Source organism: Oerskovia sp. NPDC056781 (genome assembly GCF_042789955.1).
GTDB lineage: Bacteria > Actinomycetota > Actinomycetes > Actinomycetales > Cellulomonadaceae > Oerskovia > Oerskovia rustica.
Genome location: NZ_JBHUAD010000223.1, coordinates 1 through 6,347, shown reverse-complemented (window position 1 = coordinate 6,347; position 6,347 = coordinate 1). Strand labels below are relative to the sequence as shown.

The 6,347-nt window shown below is 72.7% G+C and carries 5 protein-coding genes; 1 reads left to right on the top strand and 4 read right to left on the bottom strand.

The features are described 5' to 3' along the window. Positions 1-74 precede the first annotated feature (74 nt). Positions 75-1,208, bottom strand: coding sequence for a hypothetical protein (locus ACFRCR_RS15645; RefSeq protein ID WP_377678790.1), 1,134 nt, complete (start codon positions 1,206-1,208; stop codon positions 75-77). 116 nt (positions 1,209-1,324) lie between these two features. Here ACFRCR_RS15645 and ACFRCR_RS15640 point away from each other — a divergent pair, with 116 nt between their 5' ends. Beyond that, complete coding sequence (locus ACFRCR_RS15640) at positions 1,325-2,251, top strand: CPBP family intramembrane glutamic endopeptidase (RefSeq protein ID WP_377678788.1); 927 nt, start codon at positions 1,325-1,327, stop codon at positions 2,249-2,251. 153 nt (positions 2,252-2,404) lie between these two features. On the opposite strand, the gene ACFRCR_RS15635 is transcribed toward ACFRCR_RS15640, so the two are convergent. The 3 genes from ACFRCR_RS15635 to ACFRCR_RS15625 are packed head-to-tail and all read right to left on the bottom strand — an operon-like array spanning position 2,405 to position 6,292. Then, on the bottom strand, positions 2,405-4,132 hold the full coding sequence (locus ACFRCR_RS15635) for a dipeptide ABC transporter ATP-binding protein (RefSeq protein WP_377678786.1): 1,728 nt from the start codon (positions 4,130-4,132) through the stop codon (positions 2,405-2,407). After that, positions 4,129-5,178, bottom strand: coding sequence for an ABC transporter permease (locus tag ACFRCR_RS15630; protein WP_377678784.1), 1,050 nt, complete (start codon positions 5,176-5,178; stop codon positions 4,129-4,131). The genes ACFRCR_RS15635 and ACFRCR_RS15630 overlap by 4 nt, the downstream gene beginning before the upstream one ends. A 1-nt stretch (position 5,179) precedes the next feature. Beyond that, on the bottom strand, positions 5,180-6,292 hold the full coding sequence (locus tag ACFRCR_RS15625) for an ABC transporter permease (RefSeq protein WP_377678782.1): 1,113 nt from the start codon (positions 6,290-6,292) through the stop codon (positions 5,180-5,182). Positions 6,293-6,347: the final 55 nt, after the last annotated feature.

Below are 6,347 nucleotides of genomic sequence, written 5' to 3'. Positions count from 1 at the left end.
GACAGCCCCTGATCCGCGTGGATCAGGGGCATCTGCTCACTTCTCGGCGTCCGAAGATTCGGACCTGCTGCATGTCAGGACGTCGCGGAGCCCGAGGTCCCGGTCCCCGGAACGTTCTCAGCACCGGCACCGCTCCCGGATCCGCTGCCCGTTCCAAGACCGGGCTGCTGTTCGAGGTCGGTACCTCCCGAGCCCGAGCCACCGGTCCCGCCCGTGTCCCCGCCGGTCCCGGGCGTCGGGTCCGGTGCCGGGGTGACCGGGGTGGTCGGCTCGGGCTCGGGGACCGTGGTCGGCGGGTCGGTCGGCGCCGGGGTCGGGACCTCGCTCGGGGCCGGGCTGGGCGTCGTGCCCGAGCTCGGCGCGTCGGTCGAGGTGTCAGTCGTGCCACCCGTGTCCCCGGTCGATGCGGGCTCACGAGAGACCACGTGACTGATCGACGTGCCCGAGCCCTCCTCGCCGCGCAGGATCTCGCTCAGCGGGCGCCCGGCGACGACCTCGACGAGCGTCACGCCGACGATCAGCACCAGGAAGACACCGACGGCCGAGAGGATCACACCGACGGCCGAGAGGATCAACGTCTTGCGGCTCGGGCGGCGGGACGTCGCGCCGCCACCGTCCGTGCCGTCGCCGTCCGTGTCGTCGCCGTCCACGGTGTCGCCCGTGGTGCCGTCGGACTGCGAGCCGTCCGTGCCGTCGTCGGGCCTGTCCGTGGCCGCGGTGCGCAGGTCGGCGAGGCGCGTGCCCCCCATGTCGTCGGCCGAGAGCACCGCGGTGTCCGCAGCCCGCCCGTCCGTGCCGGCCGCAGGCAGCACCGCTGTGCTCGCCGTGGTGTCGCCCGAGCTCTCGCCGCTCGCCGAGTGCGCCCCCGCGAGCGTCGGCAGCAGGACCTTGCGGCCGTTCTTGCCCACGGGCAGCACCACGCCGGCCTTCATCGCGGCCTTCATCTGGCGGCGCGTCTTGAGGATCGAGCGCGTGTAGAGGTTGTTGCCGACGACCGTCAGGATCGACGCCACGCCTGCACCGATGATCGTCCCGGCCACGCCCAGGTACGACAGCAGGACCGTCGAGCTCACGGCAGCGAGCGCGCTCGCGACGACCTGCGTGACGGAGAGGCCTGGCGGCTTCTCGTCGAGGTCGTCGTCGGCGGCGCCCGGTGCGGGGGCGTCTCGGGCGGTCGGGCTGATGGAGGGGGGTCTGTTCGAAGTCACGGTCCTTCCAGGGTAGGAAGCCCGTCTGCACGCCCCCCGGATGCCTGTTGACCAACCGACGAGGATTGTGTGAAGACCGCGCAGCGCTCCCACTCGGCGGGTGCTATAACGGCCAGGTGACCACTCCTCCCGGCACTCCCCCCGGCCCGGCCGCCGCGCACGACGTGCCGTCCGGCGCGCCCCGAGAGCCCGGTGCGGCAGGGGTCGCCGTGGCGACCGCCGGTGGGTCCGCGGGCGGGAAGCGCTCGCGCTGGGCGCCGACGACGGCCGACCACCCCGAGACCCGCCGCCGCATCGGGGCCGAGATCTGGATCCTGCTGGGCCTGAGCCTCGGCCGGTCGGGCGTGTACGCGATCGTCAACATCGTCGCGCGCCTGACCGAGGGCACCCCGCTCGCCGAGCAGAGCACGAGCCTCAACAACAGCCAGTCGCCCCGCCCGTACCTCGACCTGACCTACCAGATCCTCAGCATCGGCTTCGCGCTCATCCCGGTCGCGCTCGCGCTCTACCTGCTCTCGGCGCGCGGCCGGTCGGCCACGCGGGCCATCGGGCTCGACGGCAGCCGCCCGTGGCGCGACACCGGGTGGGGGTTCGCGCTCGCCGCGGTCATCGGCATCCCGGGCCTGGGGCTGTACGTCGCCGGACGAGCCCTGGGGATCACGGTCGAGGTCAACCCCGCCAACCTCGCCGACTACTGGTGGACCGTGCCGATCCTGATCCTCGCGGCCCTCCAGAACGGCCTGCTCGAGGAGGTCGTCGCCGTCTCCTACCTGTTCGAGCGCACCAAGGACCTGGGCTGGGGCCGCGTGAAGTTCGTCGTTTGGAGCTCGCTGCTGCGCGGCTCCTACCACCTGTACCAGGGCATCGGCCCGTTCGTCGGGAACGTGGTCATGGGCGTCGTCTTCTCGTGGTTCTACACGAGCAGGTGGGGGCGGCACCGGGTCGTGCCGCTCGTCATCGCCCACACGATCCTCGACGTGGTCGCGTTCGTGGGCTACGCGCTCCTGCCGCGCGAGTGGCTCGAGGCGCTGGGCGTCGGCTAGCCCCCGGCCCCCGGCCCCCGGCCCCCGGCCCCCGGCCACTGCAACCGACGCGACCACTGCAACCGACGCGTCGCCGAGTGCGGAGCAGCTGTCGTCAGAACCGCCGTTCGGCAGCAGCTGCTCCGCACTCAGCGGCCCGGGCGGGCCGGGCCGTCAGACCCGCAGCGCCCGGAGCTCCTCCCGGCGCGCGGCCTGGAGCACCGGGTCCGGCACGGGCAGCGACGCCAGGAGCTGCTTGGTGTACGTGTGCTGCGGCGAGCCCAGCACCTGGGCCGACGTGCCCTCCTCGACGAGCCTGCCCCGGTAGAGCACCGCGATCCGGTCGGCGAGCAGGTCCACGACCGCGAGGTCGTGGCTGATGAACAGGCACGCGAACCCGAGGTCTCGCTGGAGCTCGGCGAACAGGTCGAGCACGCGCGCCTGGACGGACACGTCGAGCGCCGACGTGGGCTCGTCGGCGACCAGGAGCTCGGGGTCGAGCGCGAGCGCCCGCGCGAGGCTCGCGCGCTGGCGCTGCCCGCCGCTCAGCTCGTGCGGGTACCGGTCGCCGTACGAGCGCGGGAGCTGGACCGACTCGAGCAGCTCGTCGACCCGACCACGCGCGTCGCCCGCGTCCGCCGCCCGCCCGTGCACCACGAGCGGCTCGGCCACGCACTCGGCAATCGTGAGCAGCGGGTTGAAGCTCGACGCGGGGTCCTGGAACACGAACCCGATGCGCGGCCGCACGGGCCGCACGTCGCGCTCACGTGCACCCAGCATCTCGACGCCCAGCACCGACAGCGACCCTCCTGTCACGGGCGTGAGGCCGCCGATCGCCCGGCCGATGGTCGTCTTGCCCGAGCCCGACTCCCCCACGAGCCCCAGCACCTCGCCGGGCCGGATCGACAGGTCCACCCCGTCGACGGCCACGAAGGCGGGCTTGCGGAAGCGGCCCGGGTACTCGATCCGCAGCCCCTCGGCCACGACCACGGGCGCGCCCTCGGCCCAGCCGTCGGCGCGGGCCTCGACCCGCGCGGCCGCGTTGACCACACCGCCGCCGACGCGCGGCACGGCCTCGAGCAGCGTCCGCGTGTACTCGGCCTGCGGGTCCTCGAACAGCGACCGGACGTCCGCCTGTTCGACGACCTTGCCCTGGTACATCACGGCCACGCGGTCCGCGAGGTCCGCGACCACGCCCATGTTGTGCGTGATGAGCACGATCGCGGTCCCGAACTCGTCACGACAGCGCCGCAGCAGGTCCAGGATCTCCGCCTGCACGGTCACGTCGAGCGCGGTCGTCGGCTCGTCGGCGACGATCAGCCCGGGGTCGAGCGCGAGAGCCATCGCGATGACGACGCGCTGCTTCTGCCCGCCCGAGAACTGGTGCGGGTACTTGTCCACAGCCGTCTCGGGGTCGGGGATACCGACCCGGCGCAGCACGTCGATCGCCTGCCTGCGCCCTTCCGCGCGCCGTACGCGCCGGTGCGCGCGCAGCCCCTCGACGATCTGCCACCCCACGGTGAAGACGGGGTTGAGCGCGGCCGACGGCTCCTGGAAGACCATCGCGACGTCCGTGCCGCGCACGGCCCGCAGCTGGGACCGGCTCAGCGCGACGACGTCGGACTCGCTCGTCCCCGCCTTGTTCGCCAGCACGACGGCGCCTCTCGCCGTCGCGGTCTCCGGCAGCAGGCCGAGGATCGTCTTGGCGGTCACGGTCTTCCCGCTGCCGCTCTCCCCCACGACCGCGAGCACCTCGCCCGGGGCGACCTCGAGGTCCACCCCGTCGACCGCGAGGATCGGACCGGCATCGGTCGCGAACGAGACCGTGAGGTCCCGGACGGTGACGACCGCGCCCGAGGCGCGCGACGCCGTCGGGCCGGTGGTTGTTGCCTGCGCGCTCACGGGCGCACCTCGATTCCCTCGTCGCCCAGCGTCCCCGAACCTTCCAACCCGCCCAGCCCCGCGGGGCCGGCGCCGAGCGTGCCGCCCGGCACGACCGACGTCTCCGCGACCTCGCCCGCCCCGACCGCGGCCGCCCGGCGGCTGCGCAGGCGGGGGTCGGCGAGGTCGTTGAGGCTCTCGCCCACGAGCGTGATGCCCAGGACCGCGAGCACGATCGCGAGACCCGGGAACAGCGCGGTCCACCAGATGCCGCTCGTGACGTCGGACAGCGACTTGTTGAGGTCGTAGCCCCACTCGGCCGCGGCCGTCGGCTCGATGCCGAAGCCCAGGAAGCCGAGCCCCGCGAGCGTGAGGATCGCCTCGGACGCGTTGAGCGTCACGATGAGCGGGAGCGTGCGCGTCGCGTTGCGCAGCACGTGCCGCCCCATGATGCGGCGGTGCGGCGTGCCGATGACGCGCGCCGAGTCGATGAACGCCTCGGCCTTGATCCGCACGGTCTCTGCGCGGATCACGCGGAAGTACTGCGGGATGAAGACCACCGTGATCGAGAACGCCGCCGCGAGGATGCCGCCCCACAGGTCGGACTGACCGCCGCTGATGACGATCGCGAGCAGGATCGCGAGGAGCAACGACGGGAACGCGTAGACCGCGTCGCACACGACCACGAGCACGCGGTCGAGCCAGCCCCCGAAGTACCCCGAGACCAGGCCCAGCAGGACGCCGATCACGATCGACGCCGCGATCGCGACCACGATCACGAGGGCCGCGGTGCGCGCTCCCCAGATCACGCGGGACAGGACGTCGTAACCGCCGACGGTCGTGCCGAGCAGGTGCTCGGCCGACGGCGGCTGCTGCGCCCCGAACAGCACGTCGCCGCTGCGCAGCTGGCTGAACCCGTACGGTGCGAGCCACGGCGCGGCCAGCGCCGTGAGCAGGAAGAGCGCCGTGATGACGAGGCCCGCGACGAGCATGCCGCGCTGGAGGCCCACGCTCTGACGGAGCTGGTGGACCACGGGCAGACGGCCCCAGGAGAGTCGGCGTGCCATGTCAGTACCTCACCCTCGGGTCGATGAGCGCCGCGAGGACGTCCACGAGGAAGTTCGTGACCGCGACGATCACGGCCAGCAGGACGACGATCCCCTGGACCGCGACGAAGTCCCGGGCCTGCAGGTACTGCGCGAGCATGAACCCGAGGCCCTTCCACTCGAACGTCGTCTCGGTCAGGACCGCCCCGGCCAGGAGCAGCGCGATCTGCATGCCCATGACCGTGATGATCGGGATCAGCGCGGGCCGCCACGCGTGCGTGCGCACCAGCCGGTGCTCGGACACTCCGCGCGAGCGGGCCGCGTCGACGTAGTCGGTCGCGAGGGTCCCGATGACGTTGGTGCGCACGAGCCGCAGGAAGACCCCGGCCGTCAGCAGCCCCAGGGCCACTCCCGGCAGGACGGCGTGCATCAGCACGTCGCCCAGGACCGCAGGGTCGCCCGTGCGGATCGCGTCGACGACGTAGAAGCCCGACGGGTCCGGCAGGGCCATCATCTGCAGCTCGGCCCCCGTGGAGGCGCGCCCTGCGACGGGGAACCACCCGAGGCCCACCGAGAAGACGAGCTTGAGCAGGAGACCCGCGAAGAACACGGGCGTCGCGTAGCAGAGAATCGCGAAGACGCGCAGGAACGCGTCGGGGATCCGGTCGCGGTGGTGCGCGGCGAGGAGCCCGAGGGGCACGCCGACCAGGAACGCGATGATCAGGGCGTAGACCGCGAGCTCGAGCGTCGCGGCGCCGTAGGTCGTCAGGACCTCGGACACCGGGCGGTTGTCGCTGATCGTGGTGCCGAAGTCGCCGCGCACGATCCCGCCCAGGTACTCGAGGTACTGGACGATGATCGGGCGGTCGTAGCCCGCCTCGTGGATGCGCTCGGCGAGCTGATCCGCTCGCAGGCGCCCGCCGAGCGCCGCCGTGATGGGGTCGCCGGTCGATCGCATGACGACGAACACGGTCGTCACGAGGATGAAGACGGTCGGGATGATGAGGAGGAACCGGACCAGGACGTACCGTCCCAACCCACCTCCTCCGGACGTCTTCTTCCGCGGGGGTGTGGAGCGGGAGGTCCCGGCGCCCGGCGGGTCGGCCGTGGTCACCTGGTCGGTCGTCGTGGTCATGTCGTCCGTTCGTCGTGGTCCGAGCCGCGCTGCTCGGTGGCCTGCGGTGCTGCTG

What these genes read in the sequence shown, in the direction of transcription:
- ACFRCR_RS15630 (WP_377678784.1), bottom strand. Translation starts at nt 5,178, where the DNA reads ATGGCACGCCGACTCTCCTGGGGCCGTCTGCCCGTGGTCCACCAGCTC.
- ACFRCR_RS15625 (WP_377678782.1), bottom strand. Translation starts at nt 6,292, where the DNA reads ATGACCACGACGACCGACCAGGTGACCACGGCCGACCCGCCGGGCGCC.